Source organism: Pseudonocardia asaccharolytica DSM 44247 = NBRC 16224, assembly GCF_000423625.1.
GTDB classification, from domain to species: Bacteria; Actinomycetota; Actinomycetes; order Mycobacteriales; family Pseudonocardiaceae; genus Pseudonocardia; species Pseudonocardia asaccharolytica.
The window spans coordinates 80,392-95,041 of record NZ_AUII01000013.1 but is presented as its reverse complement, the minus strand read 5'-3'; the positions used below and the strand labels follow the sequence as shown (position 1 = coordinate 95,041).

General features: G+C 71.1%; 15 protein-coding genes. 7 read left to right on the top strand and 8 right to left on the bottom strand.

Annotated features, from left to right (window positions below):
• Positions 1-31: 31 nt before the first annotated feature.
• The 5 genes from G567_RS0115625 to G567_RS0115605 all read left to right on the top strand — a co-directional run bounded on the left by G567_RS0115625 (position 32) and on the right by G567_RS0115605 (position 4,685).
• On the top strand, positions 32-850 hold the full coding sequence (locus G567_RS0115625) for a LuxR C-terminal-related transcriptional regulator (protein ID WP_161631708.1): 819 nt from the start codon (positions 32-34) through the stop codon (positions 848-850).
• A 67-nt stretch (positions 851-917) separates the two neighbouring features.
• Complete coding sequence (locus G567_RS0115620; RefSeq protein ID WP_028930723.1) at positions 918-1,631, top strand: helix-turn-helix transcriptional regulator; 714 nt, start codon at positions 918-920, stop codon at positions 1,629-1,631.
• A gap of 58 nt (positions 1,632-1,689) precedes the next feature.
• Positions 1,690-2,352: a GTP cyclohydrolase I FolE gene (folE, locus tag G567_RS0115615; protein WP_037057398.1), complete on the top strand. Its 663-nt coding sequence runs from the start codon at positions 1,690-1,692 to the stop codon at positions 2,350-2,352.
• A gap of 118 nt (positions 2,353-2,470) precedes the next feature.
• Complete coding sequence (locus G567_RS0115610; RefSeq protein ID WP_028930721.1) at positions 2,471-3,709, top strand: NAD(P)/FAD-dependent oxidoreductase; 1,239 nt, start codon at positions 2,471-2,473, stop codon at positions 3,707-3,709.
• A gap of 124 nt (positions 3,710-3,833) precedes the next feature.
• Positions 3,834-4,685, top strand: a complete 852-nt coding sequence (locus tag G567_RS0115605; RefSeq protein ID WP_028930720.1) for a class I SAM-dependent methyltransferase — start codon at positions 3,834-3,836, stop codon at positions 4,683-4,685.
• A gap of 13 nt (positions 4,686-4,698) precedes the next feature.
• Here the strand turns inward: G567_RS0115605 and G567_RS0115600 are convergent, their stop codons facing one another.
• From G567_RS0115600 to G567_RS0115585, 4 genes are read right to left on the bottom strand one after another with little or no spacing between them, the layout of a single operon-like run.
• Positions 4,699-5,229 (bottom strand): MarR family winged helix-turn-helix transcriptional regulator, encoded by a 531-nt coding sequence (locus G567_RS0115600; protein WP_028930719.1) that lies wholly within the window; start codon positions 5,227-5,229, stop codon positions 4,699-4,701.
• Positions 5,230-5,282: 53 nt separating this feature from the next.
• The gene (locus G567_RS0115595) at positions 5,283-5,741 is read right to left on the bottom strand and encodes an NUDIX hydrolase (protein ID WP_028930718.1); all 459 of its coding nucleotides are present in this window, start codon (positions 5,739-5,741) and stop codon (positions 5,283-5,285) included.
• Positions 5,742-5,780: 39 nt separating this feature from the next.
• Positions 5,781-6,608 carry a DUF2182 domain-containing protein gene (locus tag G567_RS0115590; RefSeq protein ID WP_028930717.1) on the bottom strand — a complete coding sequence of 276 codons (828 nt, stop codon included), beginning with the start codon at positions 6,606-6,608 and terminating at the stop codon, positions 5,781-5,783.
• Positions 6,605-7,258 (bottom strand): DUF1326 domain-containing protein, encoded by a 654-nt coding sequence (locus G567_RS0115585; protein ID WP_028930716.1) that lies wholly within the window; start codon positions 7,256-7,258, stop codon positions 6,605-6,607. The genes G567_RS0115590 and G567_RS0115585 overlap by 4 nt, the downstream gene beginning before the upstream one ends.
• A gap of 144 nt (positions 7,259-7,402) precedes the next feature.
• Here G567_RS0115585 and G567_RS0115580 point away from each other — a divergent pair, with 144 nt between their 5' ends.
• Positions 7,403-8,296 carry an alpha/beta hydrolase gene (locus G567_RS0115580; protein ID WP_028930715.1) on the top strand — a complete coding sequence of 298 codons (894 nt, stop codon included), beginning with the start codon at positions 7,403-7,405 and terminating at the stop codon, positions 8,294-8,296.
• A gap of 35 nt (positions 8,297-8,331) precedes the next feature.
• Here the strand turns inward: G567_RS0115580 and G567_RS0115575 are convergent, their stop codons facing one another.
• Positions 8,332-8,676, bottom strand: a complete 345-nt coding sequence (locus G567_RS0115575; protein WP_028930714.1) for a DUF3140 domain-containing protein — start codon at positions 8,674-8,676, stop codon at positions 8,332-8,334.
• A gap of 152 nt (positions 8,677-8,828) precedes the next feature.
• Between G567_RS0115575 and G567_RS0115570 the strand changes: the two genes are divergently transcribed.
• Positions 8,829-9,401, top strand: coding sequence for an HdeD family acid-resistance protein (locus tag G567_RS0115570; protein WP_028930713.1), 573 nt, complete (start codon positions 8,829-8,831; stop codon positions 9,399-9,401).
• A 7-nt stretch (positions 9,402-9,408) separates the two neighbouring features.
• On the opposite strand, the gene G567_RS29195 is transcribed toward G567_RS0115570, so the two are convergent.
• The 3 genes from G567_RS29195 to icmF all read right to left on the bottom strand — a co-directional run bounded on the left by G567_RS29195 (position 9,409) and on the right by icmF (position 14,628).
• The gene (locus G567_RS29195) at positions 9,409-10,455 is read right to left on the bottom strand and encodes an enoyl-CoA hydratase/isomerase family protein (RefSeq protein ID WP_037057396.1); all 1,047 of its coding nucleotides are present in this window, start codon (positions 10,453-10,455) and stop codon (positions 9,409-9,411) included.
• Entirely contained in the window at positions 10,452-11,177 is a 726-nt protein-coding gene (locus G567_RS0115560) for a helical backbone metal receptor (RefSeq protein ID WP_028930712.1), read from the bottom strand. The genes G567_RS29195 and G567_RS0115560 overlap by 4 nt, the downstream gene beginning before the upstream one ends.
• Before the next feature lie 205 nt (positions 11,178-11,382).
• Positions 11,383-14,628, bottom strand: coding sequence for a fused isobutyryl-CoA mutase/GTPase IcmF (gene icmF, locus G567_RS0115555; protein WP_028930711.1), 3,246 nt, complete (start codon positions 14,626-14,628; stop codon positions 11,383-11,385).
• Between the last annotated feature and the right edge of the window lie 22 nt (positions 14,629-14,650).

The window sequence follows — 14,650 nt, the reverse complement described above, 5'->3', positions numbered from 1 at the left end:
GGAAGTGGTCGATGCCGGCCCTATGCGCGACATGATCGAGAATCTGCTCCGCCAGCGGCTCGATGTGCTGAGCAAGACCACCGGATTGCCGGTCGTGTTCGGTGGGGCCACCCGCAGGGGCAAGGCCGGCGAGCATCTGCTCATCACGCAGCTGCTGGGAAACCGCACCAGATCGCTGCACGGGGTATCGGTTTCGGTGGGCCGGGGTTTGGGCGGCACGGCGATCATGCGCGGCGTACCCTGCCTGGTCAACGACTACACCAGCAGCCGTGCGATCACCCACGACTACGACCGGCACGTCGCGCCGGAGCGGCTCACCTCGGTGTTCGCCGTCCCCATCAGGGTGCACGGAACGGTCGGCGGGGTGGTCTACGGGGCCGTGCGCGCGGACATGTCGATCGGTGACGTCGCCTTGCGGCACGCCAACGTCGTGGCGTCCAAGCTCGGGAAGGACATCGAGGGGCTGCTCGGGAGGGATCGGCCCGTCGGATGGCGACCGGCCGAGGTGGCGGCCGATTCGACGCCGAAGCTACGGGCGGCCCTCGACGAGCTGACGATGATCATCCGATCCACGGACGACCCGGTGCTGCGCGCTCGTCTCGAACGCGTCTGCCGGCAGCTGGGCGACCGCGATCCGGGCCGCACGGCGAGTTCGTCGATCAGGCTCGCGCCACGCGAGTTGGATGCCCTGCGGCTCGCCGCGGTCGGCGCGAGCAACGCCGAGATCGCCCACGAGCTCGGTCTGAGCCCGCAGACAATCAAGGCCTACCTGCGCGCCGCGATGCGCAAGCTCAACGTGCACAACCGGACCGCGGCGGTGCATACGGCACGCGAATCCGGGCTGTTGTGAAGCCGGCTGTTCTGAATCCGGGTCTCGACGGGGTTTCGTCAACAAAAGTTGATTATACGATGGCGGTATGGACGACGAAGGCAGGCGGACTCAGATCGCTGCGGTTGCCGCGCTCGCCGAGCCGACCCGCCACCGCCTGTATGACCATGTGGTGCGCCAGCCCGGATCGGTGAGCCGCGACGAGGCGGCCGCGGCCGTGGGGCTGCCCCGCACGACCGCGGCGTTCCATCTGGATCGGCTCGTGGACGAGGGCCTGCTCGAGGTCGTCTACGAGCGGCGCACCGGGCGGACCGGTCCCGGCGCCGGGCGGCCCGCCAAGCTCTATCGCCGGGCGGCCTGCCAGGTTGTGGTGTCGCTGCCCGAGCGCCGCTACGACTTGGCCGGGAAGCTGCTGGCCGGGGCGCTCGTCGAGGTGGGACGCTCCGGTGAGGCGCCGCGGGTGGTTCTCGGCCGGCGCGCGCACCGGCTGGGCATGGAGCTCGCCCGCGGGGCGGGTTCGGCCGGAGCCTGCGTGGACAGCCGCATGGCCGCGTTGCGGGTGCTGGGAGAGCACGGCTTCGAGCCCCGCGCCGAGGGGGGCGGTATCGCACTGGTGAACTGCCCCTTCCACGCTCTGGTGCAGGAGCACCCGAACCTCGTGTGCGGGATGAACCTGCGGCTGCTGCAGGGGCTGCTCGATGGCCTTGATGATCCGGGGTGGACCGCCCGGCTGGCCCCCGGCCCGGGTCGGTGCTGTGTGCGGCTGGATCCCGCGGCCCGACGCCAGGGCGGCAGATCTTGACATCGTCGCGGCCGCCGGTCTCTAATAACGAGAACTTTCATCTTTAGAAGGAGGGCCCATGGTCGCCGACGTGACCGCTTCCCCGCGTCAGCCGCCGTCCTCCCCGGCCCCACCGGCGGCTCCCCGGCTGCGCGTCGTCAGCGACCGCACGGCGGTGGACGTGGCCGCCGCAGAGCGGGCCGTCGCTGACCTGCTGCGCGCGCTGGGTAAGGACCCGGACTCGGTGCACCTGGCTGACACGCCGCGCCGCGTCGCGGGTTCGTTCGTCGAGCTGCTGACGCCCCGCCAGTTCGACCTGACGACGTTTCCCAACGATGAGGGCTACGACGAGCTGGTCGTCGCCACGCATCTGCCGGTCCAGTCGCTGTGCGAGCACCACCTGCTGCCGTTCCACGGGGTCGCGCACGTGGGCTATCTTCCCGGGCAGCGGATCCTCGGGCTGTCCAAGCTCGCCCGGGTGGTCGAGCTGTTCGGCCACGACCTGCAGGTGCAGGAGCGGCTCACCAAGCAGGTGGCCGACTGGCTGCAGGAACACCTCGCGCCCCGCGGTGTGGGCGTGGTGATCGAGGCCGAGCACATGTGCATGTCGCTGCGCGGGGTCCGCGCCGCCGGATCCCGGACCATCACCTCTGCATTGCACGGCGTGCTGCGCGAGGACGCGCGCTCCCGAAACGAGTTCTTCGCCCTCACCGGCACGTCCTCCCGCCCCGTGAGTGCGTAACAGTGTTCTAACACTGTTACGCACTCACAGGCCTCGCTGAGATGCGCGAACGTGGACACGGTGTCGGTTGTTGCTCGACGGGACATCCATTCGAGCAGGAGACAGGAAGGTGGGACCGATGACCGAACCGAACGCGCGTGATGAGCGGACTTTCGTGATCGTGGGGGCGAGCCTGGCGGGAGCGAAGGCGGCCGAGACGCTGCGGGCCGAGGGCTTCACGGGGCGGGTGGTGCTCATCGGTGAGGAGCCCGAAGCCCCCTACGAGCGACCGCCGCTGTCCAAGGGCTACCTGCTGGGCGCCGAGGAGCGGGAGAAGGCGTTCGTCCACGATCGCTCCTGGTACGACGAGCAGCGCATCGAGCTGCGCACCGGGGCACGAGCCGAGAAACTCGACCCGGCGGCGCACACCGTCACCCTCGCGGGCGGCGAGTCCGTGAACTACGCCAAGCTGCTGCTCACCACCGGCTCGGTGGTTCGCCGCCTGGCCGTTCCCGGCGCCGATCTGGACGGCGTGCACTACCTGCGCCGGATCGAGGAGTCCGACGCGCTGCGCGAAGTGGTCACCGAGGGTGCCCGGATCGTCGTGATCGGTGGCGGCTGGATCGGGTTGGAGGTCGCGGCGGCCCGCCAGCGCGGCGCCGCGGTCGTGCTGGTCGAGCTGGACTCGTTGCCGTTGCGGCGGGTGCTCGGTGACGAGATGGCCCAGGTCTTCGCCGATCTGCATGCCGCGCACGGGGTCGATCTGCGGTTGAGCACGGGGATCCGGGAGATCACCGGGAGCGAGGGCCGGGTCGCGTCGGTGTTGCTCGACGACGACACCGCGGTCCCCGCCGACGCGGTCGTCGTCGGCGTCGGCATCACCCCGGCGGTCGAGCTGGCACGGACCGCCGGCCTGGCGGTGGACAACGGGGTGCTGGTCGACGAGTCGCTGCGGACCGGCGATCCGGACATCTACGCCGCGGGCGACGTCGCCAATGCGCACAACCCGCTGCTCGGCAGGCGGATCCGGGTCGAGCACTGGGCCAACGCGCTGAACGGCGGCCCCGCCGCTGCCCGGTCGATGCTCGGCCAGGATGTGGTCTTCGACCGGGTGCCCTACTTCTACTCCGATCAGTACGACCTCGGCATGGAGTACTCCGGATACGCCCAGCCCGGCAGCTACGACCGGGTGGTCGTGCGCGGCGACCTCGCCGGTCGCGAGTTCGTCGCGTTCTGGCTCTCCGACGGCAGGGTGCTGGCCGGGATGAACGTCAACGTCTGGGACGTCACCGACGACATCCAGCGGCTGGTCCGGTCGGGCGCACCGGTCGATCCGGACCGGCTCGCCGACCCGGGCGTCCCGCTGTCCGAGCTGTGACCCGGGCCTGATGCCGAGTCCGGCTTCGTCCTAGGCTGCGGTCCATCTGCCGGGCCAGCTCGTAGCTGCTCCACGGCTGCACCGCCGGCAGGCACCGGATCGCGTACGGGGCGGGGGTATCGCGGTGACCTATTCCATGCGCATCGACGCGTCGAACGCCGAGCAGGCGCGCTTCTGGGACGGCGACGAGGGCGGCTACTGGGCCGAGCACGCCGCACGTCTCGATGCCGCGATCGCCCGCCACCACCGGCGCTTCCTGGAGGCGGCCGCGATCCCCGCGACGGCGCGGGTGCTCGATATCGGCTGCGGCACGGGGCAGACGACCCGCGACGCCGCCCGCCGGGCGAGTGCCGGTTCGGCGCTGGGAGTGGACCTGTCGTCCCAGATGATCGAGGTGGCCCGCCGGATCGCCGAGCGTGAGGGCGTGACCAACGCGTGGTTCGAGCAGGCCGACGCGCAGGTGCACCCGTTCGCGCAGCGCTCGTTCGATCTCGCGATCAGCCGGACCGGCGCCATGTTCTTCGGCGACCCGCAGACCGCGTTCAGCAACATCGCCCGCGCGGTGCGACCGGGCGGACGTCTGGTCCTGCTCGTGTGGCAGCCGGCGACACGCAACGAATGGATCATCGCCTTCAGCACCGCGCTGGCCGTCGGACGCGACCTGCCGCCACCCCCGCAGGACGCCCCGGGACCGTTCTCGCTGAGCGATCCCGAGCGGATACGCGATCTGTTGACCAGGACCGGATTCGGCGAGCCACGGATCGCAAGCGTGAACGAGCCCATGTATTTCGGCTCGGGTGTCGAGGACACCTACCGGTTCCTCCTGGGCCTGCTGGGATGGATGCTGGAGGGGCTCGACGACGACGGCCGGGCCCGCGGCCTCGATGCCCTGCGGGCCACCATCGCGGCGCACCACACCGAGCAGGGGGTGAACTTCGACTCGGCGGCCTGGCTCGTCACCGCCGACCGCGGCTGAGGCCGGTGCGGCCTCAGCGCCGCCGGTTGGCCGCCGCCGCGACGGGACTGGCCATCAGCTTCTCCAGCAACGCGGTCAGCGTGGTGAGCTCCTCGTCGTCCAGCGCGCCCGCCCAGTCCCGCTCGCGGCGGTTGTGCTCGACGAACGCGGCGGCGAAGACCCGTTCGCCCTCGGCGGTGAGGCTGAGCTCGACCGCGCGCCGATCGTGGCTGGCCTGCCGCCGGGAGACCAGGCCGTCCCGTTCAAGGGTGTTGACCAGCGCGGATACCGCCGCACGACTCATCCCGGACAGCTGCGCGACCCGTTTTGCCTCCACCGGAGTGGTCAGCCACACGACGAACAGCACCCGGAACCCCGGCCACGACCAGCCCCGCGGCCGGTGCACCGTGGACTCGAGGTCGTAGACGATGGCGTTCGCCGCGCGATGCAGGCTGAGCACCAGGCGCATGGCGCGCGCATCGACGGCGGGCAGCGCTCGGGTCGTGCGGCCGATCGCGACGTCGACGAAGGACCAGTAGTCCAGGTCGCGCTCCTGGTCGGGCATTCGCGCAGCCTATGCGGCGGGCGATGGCGCGCGGACGGGTGCGCGGGAAACGTTCAGCCGAGGGTGGTCAGCAGCCGGTCGAGGAACACCGCCTGTGCCTTGACGATCTTCGTGCGGGCGGTGGGCAGGTCGAACCAGGCGGCCCGGTCGATCTCCGGAAAGCTCCGCATCCGCCCCGAGCGCGGTGGCCACTCCAGCTCGAAGAGATTGCTGACGACCTTGTCGGCGTCGAGGTCGCCGCGCAGCGCGAACGCGGTGATCAGCTTGCCCGAGCCGCGAACGCTGCCCAGATCCACAAGGAACCCGTCCGGCGGCGGTGACCCCAGCTCCTCGGCGAACTCGCGCGCCGCGGCCACCCGCGGGTCCTCGTCGGGCGGGTGCTCGCCCTTGGGGATGGACCAGGCGTGCTCGTCCTTGTGCGCCCAGAACGGCCCGCCCATGTGCCCGAGCAGAACCTCCGGCTCGCCGCCCGCAGCGGTCCGGTGCAACAGGATCCCCGCGCTGTGCCGCATCGGTCCATCATCTCGTTCTCGACGGCCAGAGGCGACGAGTCAGCCCAGCACGCCCACCACGCCCGGTTGGACCAGCACGACGACGCCGACAACGGCGAGCAGCCCGCCGAACACGCGGCTGATCGTCTCGCCGTGCCGGTGCACCTTCTCCACCGCGACCACGGCCGCGATCACGCCCATCCAGACCAGGCTCATCGCGCCCGCGGCGAGCAGCACGGCCATCAGCGCCCAGCAGCATCCGAAGCACCAGCCGCCGTGGCCGAGACCAGCCCGGAACGCGCCGAACCGGCTGCGCACCGCCTGCTGGCCGTGCTGCAGCACGAGCAGCGCGGGGGATCGGCAATGCCGCAGGCACACCCGCTTGAGCGGGGTGAACTGGTAGAGCCCCGCGGCCAGCAGGATCACCGCGCCCGCGCGCGCGGCCTGCGCGGGCGACGTGCGGGCGATCGCGTCGAGGCCCTGCACCGCGGCGAAGGCAATCACGCCGACGACGACCCACACCACGAAGTAGCCCATGGTCAGCGCGACGGTGCCCGACCAGCCCGTCCCGCCGGCCCGCATGAGCCGGGTCATGCCGACCGTGAACGGCGCGATCGCGGGAAGCATCATCGCGGCCATCATCACGAACCAGGTGCCGAGGAACAGCCCGGTTTCGGCCCACCCCGGTCCCCTCATCGTCTGATCCATGGGGTGGGCCCCGGTGAGGATGCCGATGCGCATGTCCGGCATGGCGAGGCGGTGGGTGAGCAGCCAGGCCGCCGCCGCCAGGGCGAGCAGCAGCGCGGCGAGCGCGAACTCGCCGCGCGACCAGCGCCGCAGGGACGGCAGGCCCGAGCGGTCGCGGCCCGTGGCCGTCCGCGACGTCATAGCCCGTCCGGTCCGCTCCAGTCGAAGGGCATGTGCTTGCTGGAGTTGCCGCTGCGCTCCCAGCGGAAGCCGAAGGCGTCGGCCCGGTCCGTCGTCGCCCGACCCCAGGTGGCCACCTGCCCCGGCCCGACCTCGGCGCCCGGCAGGTTGTGAACCTGCACCCGAGCGCCCTCCGGGGTGGTCGGCCCGGTCAGCGCCTCCACCGTGGCGGCCGCCTTGCCCGGGATCTCGACACTCCACGTCGAGAGGTCCTCGGCGATGGCGGCGTTGATCGGCACATATTCCATGCCCCGGATCTCGGCACCGAGCATCTCGCCGAGCTGGGCAGGCCAACCGCCGGCCTGCCCCCCGAAGATCATCTGCAATGCCTCGCGCTGCTGGTCGTCGGCCCGCTCGTCGAGGAAGACGGCTGCGTAGGCGTCGCTGTGCTCGGCCCAGACGTTGCCGACGAACGAGGCGAGCATGGCGACGTTCAGGCCGTCGAGCCCGGTCTCGCCGTAGCTGCCCTCGCGGATGTGCCACAGCAGCACGCCGTTGCAGTCGCCGTGGGTCGGCGGCTGCGCCCACGAGCACGGGCACGGGATCGAGCACTTGCAGGCGTCGAACCACTCGCCCCGGAGATGCCATTGTTGAGCTGCGGGAGTGGCCATGGGATCCCTCCACAAAAACGGCCATCGGTGGCGGGTTCACTGTCCCGCGGCCTGCCGATGAACACCAGGGCCTCGCTGTCCTCCCCGAAGGCGACCCGCGACACCTATTCTCGGCGCACACCCTGCGACCGCGAGGAGGCCGGGATGACCCGAAACGACATCGAGTTCGACGCCGAGGGCACCACGCTGCGGGGCTGGTTCTACCGGGCCGAAGGCGCGGGCCGGCGCCCGACGATCGTGATGGCTCACGGGTTCTCCGCGGTGAAGGAGATGTACCTCGACTCGTTCGCCGAGGTGTTCGCCGCCGCCGGGCTCAACGTGCTGGTGTTCGACAACCGCAACTTCGGGGCGAGCGACGGGGAGCCGCGCTACGAGATCGACCCGTGGGCGCAGGTGCGCGACTACCGGCACGCGATCACCTACGCCGGCACGCTCGACGACGTCGACGCGACCAGGATCGGGGCCTGGGGCAGCAGCTACTCCGGTGGTCACGTGCTCGTCCTCGGCGCGATCGACCGCAGGGTGAAGGCCGTCGTCGCTCAGGTGCCGCTGGTCAGCGGCTCGGCCAACCTCGCAGAACTGGTACGCGCGGACTTCCGCGCAGGGTTCCGCGAGCTGTTCGACGCCGACCGCGCCGCCCGGTTCGCCGGCGACCCGCCCGCCATGGTCCCGGTGGTCGCGGAGGACCTGTTCGCGCCGTCCGCGCTGCCCACCCCGGACTCGTACCAGTGGTTCACCGAGACCGGTAAGACCCGCGCCCCGGCCTGGCACAACGAGGTCACCCTGCGCACGGTCGAGATGCTGGGGGAGTACGAGCCGGGCAGCTATATCGCCCGGATCAGCCCGACCCCGCTGCTGCTCATCGTGGCGCGCGAGGACCATCTGACTCCCGCCCACCTGGCCATCGACGCCTTCGAGCGGGCCCGCGAGCCGAAGCGGCTCGTCATCCTGCCCGGCGGGCACTTCGACGCCTACGTCGCCGGGTTCGAAGCGGCGAGCGCCCCGGCCCGCGACTGGTTCGTCGAGCACCTTCGCTGAGCCTGCGGCACATCCTGGCGGAATGAGCCGGCCGGTCAGCGACGCGTATCGACCGGCCGCAGCGGGTCGTGGCCGATCCGCATGAGCCTGTGCCGCCACGCGGTCTGGCCCGCGGTCGGCTCCAGGTCGTCCCGGCGCTGCTCGTGCACCCGCTGGACGACCTTGCGCATGGTCCGGGCGTCGGCGGCGGTCAGGTCGGCCCGCCGCTTGCCGAGGATGTCCAGCACCTCCCGGCCGGTCGGGGTGCCGGCGTGGTCGGGCTCGATCTCGCTGTCCTCGCCGGCCGAGTGGGTCATCAGCCACTCCCGCAGTTCGCGGGAGGTCATGTTCACCACGCGGTGGAACTCGTCCCACAGCTCGTCATCGACATGCTCAGCCATGACCCGGGACTACCCGCGGCAGAGCGGCTCGACGCACGTCCGCCCAGGTCGAGGCCCCTCGTACCGGACAATCAGGACCGAAGGCCCATCCGGATTCCGCATCCGGGCGATACCGTTGCGGAATCGAACCGCGACCGGGTGGGGGTAGTGGTATGGACATCACGAGTTCGGACGTGCGGGGAGCGCTGACCAGCCTGTGGTGGCTGATCCTGCTACGCGGGGTGCTGGCGGTCGCGTTCGGGCTGTTCGCGCTGTTCGCGCCGGCCTCGGCGCTGCTCGCGCTGGTCATCGTCTTCGGGGCCTACGCCATCGTGGACGGGATCACCGCGATCGTGCTGGGGGTGCGTCACCGCCAGGTCGACCGGCACTGGGGATGGCAGATCGTGCAGGGCCTGGTGTCGTTCATCGCCGGTGTGATCGCGCTGCTGTGGCCCGGGGTGACGGCGCTGGCGATCCTGCTGATCATCGCGTTCTGGAGCATCGTGCACGGGGTCGCGGAGGTCGTCGAAGCCTTCGCCGCCCGCAAGCGGGGCTCCGAGATCTGGGGCTGGTTGCTGGCCAGCGGCGTCATCGGGGTGCTGTTCGGTGCCGTGCTGCTGGCCATGCCCGGGGCAGGACTCCTCGCGCTGCTCTGGATGGTCGGCGTGTTCGCGGTGGTGTTCGGCGTGCTGGTCATCATGGCCGCGATCCGGGTCCGTCGCGAGGTGCGGGCCTTCGGGGGCTGAACCGGTATCAGCCGGGCAGCAGGCCCAGCGGGGGATCCGTCGGGCGGACGCCACGAAGGAACCGGGCGACGACCTCGTCGGTGACATCCTCCGGGCAGGGCGGGTCCCATCGCGGGGACCCGTCCCGCTCGACCAGCAGCGCGCGCACGCCCTCGGCGAAGTCCGGCCAGCGCACGCAGCAGCGGGTGAGCCCGTACTCGGCCTCCAGCGCGCGCTCCAGGCTCGGCAACTCGCGAGCGGCCCGCAGCGCCCGCAGCGCCATGGTCGCCGCCAGCGGTGCGGCCCGCCCGATCGCCTCGGCCGCCTGCGCGGCGTCGGGCTCCCCGGCGTCGCGCAGCGCGTCGAGGATTCCGGGCAGGCCGGGCGCGGTGTAGCAGCGGTCGATCCACTCCCGGTGTGCGGCAAGGGAAGCGACCCCCGGGTCGACGGCAAGGCCGGCCACCGCGGCCGCGGGTTCGGCGCCGTCGACGAGCGCGGCCACCAGCTCGCCCAGCCGTTCGGACGCGACGGCGACGTCGGCCAGCCCACAGCCGATCGCGTCCGCGGCGCCCAGCCGGGTCGCGCTCAGCGCGAGGTGCAGGCCGAGCTCACCGGGGGCGTGCCCCAGCAGCCAGCTGCCGCCGACGTCGGGAACGTAGCCGATGCTCACCTCGGGCATCGCGAGCACCGTGCGCGGGGTGACGACGCGCAGGCTGCCATGCGCCGAGACGCCGACCCCGCCGCCCATCACCACGCCGTCCATCAGCGCGACGTACGGCTTGGGGTAGCGGGCGATCCGCGCGTCGAGCCGGTACTCCTGGGACAGCAGCACCGCGGCCTGGTCCCCGCCGGCGGCCGCGTCGTCGGCGAGGAACCGCACGTCCCCGCCCGCGCACAGCCCACGCTCGCCCGCGCCGTCGAGGAGCACCGCCGATACGGCGTCGTCGTGCTCCCACGCGTCCAGCGCCGCGGCGAGGATCCGGATCATCGGCAGGTTCAGCGCGTTCAGTGCCTCGGGGCGGTTGAGGGTGAGCCGCCCGAGCGCGCCCTGGCGCCGGACCAGGACCGGGTTCATCCCAGCGCGGCGGGCAACTGCCGGGCGGCCTCGACGAGGCTCGGGCCGTACCAGGTCAGCAACCGGCCGCTGACCAGTGCGGACGGTACGTCCGGGAAGGCCTCGGGGCCGTCGTCGGCGGTGAACAGGTACGGCTCGTCGGGTAGCACCACGAGATCGTGCGGCGGCAGATCGTCCGGGTCGAAGCGCGGGTAGCGCTCACCGGTCGGGCCGCCGTCGACGAGCACGTTGTCGATGCCGAAGCGGCTCAGCACCGCGCCGGTGAACGTGTCGCGGCCCACCGCCATCCACGGCCGGCGCCAGATCGGGATCACGGCACGGCGCCGCTGCCGCGGTTCGGGGAGCTCCGCCCACGCCGAGCGTGCCTCCACCAGCCAGGGCGGCTCGTCGATCCCGCAGGCGGCGAGCATCCGGCCCAGTGAGTCGAACGCGCCGTGCTCGCCGTCGAGGGTGCGGATATCGGTGACGTAGACGGGCACGCCGGCGGCCCGCAGCGCGTCCAGGTCGGGCTGCCGGTTTTCCTCCTGGTTGGCCAGCACCAGGTCGGGCGCGAGCGCGACGATCTTCTCGACGTCGGGGTTCTTGGTGCCGCGGACCCGGGTGACGTCGAGCCCGGGGGGGTGGGTGCACCAGTCGGTGATGCCGACCAGCAGGCCCGGCGCCGATATCGCGACCGCCTCGGTCAGCGACGGCACGATCGACACCACCCGGCGTACCGGCATCGGAACCTCGACCGCGCGGTGCTCGTCGTCGGTGACTGTCCAGATCGTGCTCACGGTTCCCTCACCCGCCTCCTTCACCCGCAGTCTTCACCGCAACCTCACCGCAGCATGGTGGCTTTGCTCCGGTCGGACCGGAGCAAAGCCACCATGCTGCGAAAACGGGACATGGGAGCGCCGCCCTACGGGGCATCGGGGTCCCTGGGTGTCACATGTTGCGCCGGTATTGGCCGCCCACCTCGAAGAACGCCTCGGTCAGCTGGCCGAGCGAGCAGACCCTGGCGGCGCTGACCAGCTCGGCGAACACGTTTCCGTTACCGGTCGCGGCATCCTGGAGCCTGCGCAGCGCCGCGGGCGCCTCCGACGCGTGCCGGGCCTGGAAGTCGGCCAGCCGCTGCAGCTGAGACTGCTTCTCCTCCTCGGTGGCGCGGGCCAGCTCGATCTCCTGGGGCTCGTCGTCCTCGGCGTCCGGCCTGATGAAGGTGTTCACCCCGATGATCGGCAGCGTGCCCTCGTGCTTGCGGTGCTCGTAGAGCATCGACTCGTCCTGGATCTTCCCGCGCTGGTAGCCGGTCTCCATGGCGCCCAGCACGCCGCCGCGCGCGGCGATCGCGTCGAACTCGGCGAGCACGGCCTCCTCGACGAGGTCGGTCAGCTCGTCGATGATGAACGACCCCTGCAGTGGGTTCTCGTTCATCGCGAGGCCCCACTCCCGGTTGATGATCAGCTGGATGGCCATCGCCCGGCGGACTGACGACTCGGTCGGGGTAGTGATCGCCTCGTCGTAGGCGTTGGTGTGCAACGAGTTCGCGTTGTCGTAGAGCGCGCAGAGCGCCTGCAGGGTGGTGCGGATGTCGTTGAAGTTCATCTCCTGCGCGTGCAGTGACCGGCCCGAGGTCTGCACGTGGTACTTCAGCTTCTGCGACCGCTCGTTCGCGCCGTAGCGGTCCCGCATCGCGACCGCCCAGATCCGCCGCGCCACCCGGCCGATCACCGAGTACTCCGCGTCCATGCCGTTGGAGAAGAAGAACGACAGGTTCGGGGCGAAGTCGTCGATGTTCATCCCCCGGGCGAGGTAGGACTCGACGAAGGTGAACCCGTTGGCCAGGGTGAACGCCAGCTGGCTGATCGGGTTGGCCCCGGCCTCCGCGATGTGGTAGCCGGAGATCGACACCGAGTAGAAGTTGCGCACCCTGTTCTGGATGAACCACTCCTGGATGTCGGCCATCATCCGCAGCGAGAACTCGGTGGAGAAGATGCAGGTGTTCTGGCCCTGGTCCTCCTTGAGGATGTCGGCCTGCACCGTGCCGCGGACGTTCTGCAGCGCGAACGCGGTCAGCTCCGTGTGCTCGTCGGCCGAGGGCTCCCGGCCGTGGGCCTCACGGAACTTGTCGATCTGCTGGTCGATCGCGGTGTTGAGGAAGAACGCGAGGATCGTCGGGGCCGGGCCGTTGATGGTCATCGACACCGAGGTGCTCGGTGCGCACAGGTCGAAGCCCGAGTAGAGCATCTTCATGTCGTCGAGCGTGGCGATCGAGACGCCCGAGGTGCCGACCTTGCCGTAGACGTCGGGGCGGGTGCCCGGGTCGCGCCCGTAGAGGGTCACCGAGTCGAACGCGGTGGACAGCCGCTTCGCCTCGGAGTGCTCGGACAGCAGGTGGAAGCGGCGGTTGGTGCGGAACGGGTCGCCCTCGCCGGCGAACATCCGGGCCGGGTCCTCGCCATCGCGCTTGAACGGAAAGACGCCGGCCGTGAACGGGAACTTGCCGGGCAGGTTCTCGTTGCGCAGGAAGCGCAGCAGCTCCGCGTCCTCGGTGTAGCGCGGCAACGACACCCTCGGCACCTTGTTGCCCGACAGGGTCTCGCGGGTGAGCGCGGTGCGCAGCTCCTTGTCGCGGACCTTCACGACCAGCTCGTCGCCGGAGTAGTCCTCGACGACCTGCGGCCATTCGTCGAGCAGGTCGGCGGCGGCCGGGTCGAGCGCCTTCTCGGCCTGCTCGAGCACCTCGGCCAGCCCGCCCGCGTCGCCGCGGGCCTCGGTGAGGGCCGCGGCCGCCGTGCGCAGGTGCTGGCGCCGCCGCGCCGCCTCCACCTGCTCGACCGTGTCGGCGTGATATCCGCGCACGGTCTCGGCCACGTCGGCGAGGTAGCGCACCTTCTGCGGCGGGATCACCGCGGCGTAGTCACTGGAGGTCTTGCTCTCGGGCTTCGGCAGCCTGCCCTCGCCGATGGGCATCCCGTTGTCGGCGAGCAACCCGGCGAGGTGCTGGTAGAGCGCGGTGACGCCGTCGTCGTTGAAGGTGGCGGCGCTGGTGCCGAAGACCGGCATGTCCTCCCAGGCCGTGCCGAACGCGTCCCGGTTGCGGACAAGCTGGCGGGCGACGTCGCGGCGGGCGTCCTCGGCGCCGCGGCGCTCGAACTTGTTGATCGTCACGACGTCGGCGAAGTCGAGCATGTCGATCTTCTCGAGCTGCGACGCGGCACCGAACTCCGGTGTCATCACGTACATCGAGCGGTCGACGAAGGGGACGATGCCGGCGTCGCCCTGGCCGATGCCCGGGGTTTCGACGATGACCAGGTCGAACCCGGCGGCCTTGAGCACCGCGATCGCGTCGGCGAGGAACTCGGGCAGGTGCCCGTCGACACCGCGGGTGCCCATCGACCGGAAGAAGACCTGCTCCCCGGTGAGCGAATTCATCCGGATCCGGTCGCCGAGCAGCGCTCCGCCGCCGCGCCGGCGGGTCGGGTCGACGGCGAGGACCGCGATGCGGAGCTTGTCCTCCTGGTCGAGCCGGAACCGGCGGACCAGCTCGTCGGTGAGGCTCGACTTGCCCGAACCGCCTGTTCCGGTGATGCCGAGGACGGGCACCGGGCGCTGTTGGGCGGTCCTCGCGATGCGGTCGCGGACCTCGTCCGGAAGCCTGCCCGCCTCGGCCAGGGTGAGGGCGCGGGCCAGCGTGCGGTGCTCGCCGGTGAACAGGCCGTCGTAGGAGGCGGGGGGAGCGGCCGCCAGGTCGACGTCGCATTCCCGGATCATGAGGTTGATCATGCCCGGCAGGCCGAGGCGCTGCCCGTCCTCGGGAGAGAAGATGCGCGACACCCCGCGGGAGCGCAGCAGCTCGATCTCGGCCGGCACGATCACGCCGCCGCCGCCGCCGTAGACCCGTACGTGTCCGGCGCCCCGTTCGCGCAGCAGCTCGACCAGGTAGCTGAAGTACTCGACGTGCCCGCCCTGGTAGGAGCTGATCGCGACGCCCTGCACGTCCTCCTGGATGGCGGCGGCGACGACCTCGTCGACCGAGCGGTTGTGCCCGAGGTGGATCACCTCGGCACCTTGCCGCTGGAGGATGCGGCGCATGATGTTGATCGCGGCGTCATGGCCGTCGAACAGGCTCGCGGCGGTGACGAACCGAACCGGGTGGGCGGGTACGTGCAGCGCGGACGACGCTGTCATGGGTTCCTCCTGGCAGGAACAG

Bases quoted from the DNA above. Each gene is read 5' to 3' on its own strand.
- G567_RS0115625 (WP_161631708.1), top strand. From the start codon at position 32: ATGATCGAGAATCTGCTCCGCCAGCGGCTCGATGTGCTGAGCAAGACC.
- G567_RS0115620 (WP_028930723.1), top strand. From the start codon at position 918: ATGGACGACGAAGGCAGGCGGACTCAGATCGCTGCGGTTGCCGCGCTC.
- folE (WP_037057398.1), top strand. From the start codon at position 1,690: ATGGTCGCCGACGTGACCGCTTCCCCGCGTCAGCCGCCGTCCTCCCCG.
- G567_RS0115610 (WP_028930721.1), top strand. From the start codon at position 2,471: ATGACCGAACCGAACGCGCGTGATGAGCGGACTTTCGTGATCGTGGGG.
- G567_RS0115600 (WP_028930719.1), bottom strand. From the start codon at position 5,229: ATGCCCGACCAGGAGCGCGACCTGGACTACTGGTCCTTCGTCGACGTC.
- G567_RS0115595 (WP_028930718.1), bottom strand. From the start codon at position 5,741: ATGCGGCACAGCGCGGGGATCCTGTTGCACCGGACCGCTGCGGGCGGC.
- G567_RS0115590 (WP_028930717.1), bottom strand. From the start codon at position 6,608: ATGACGTCGCGGACGGCCACGGGCCGCGACCGCTCGGGCCTGCCGTCC.
- G567_RS0115585 (WP_028930716.1), bottom strand. From the start codon at position 7,258: ATGGCCACTCCCGCAGCTCAACAATGGCATCTCCGGGGCGAGTGGTTC.
- G567_RS0115580 (WP_028930715.1), top strand. From the start codon at position 7,403: ATGACCCGAAACGACATCGAGTTCGACGCCGAGGGCACCACGCTGCGG.
- G567_RS0115575 (WP_028930714.1), bottom strand. From the start codon at position 8,676: ATGGCTGAGCATGTCGATGACGAGCTGTGGGACGAGTTCCACCGCGTG.
- G567_RS0115570 (WP_028930713.1), top strand. From the start codon at position 8,829: ATGGACATCACGAGTTCGGACGTGCGGGGAGCGCTGACCAGCCTGTGG.
- G567_RS29195 (WP_037057396.1), bottom strand. From the start codon at position 10,455: ATGAACCCGGTCCTGGTCCGGCGCCAGGGCGCGCTCGGGCGGCTCACC.
- G567_RS0115560 (WP_028930712.1), bottom strand. From the start codon at position 11,177: ATGCCGGTACGCCGGGTGGTGTCGATCGTGCCGTCGCTGACCGAGGCG.
- icmF (WP_028930711.1), bottom strand. From the start codon at position 14,628: ATGACAGCGTCGTCCGCGCTGCACGTACCCGCCCACCCGGTTCGGTTC.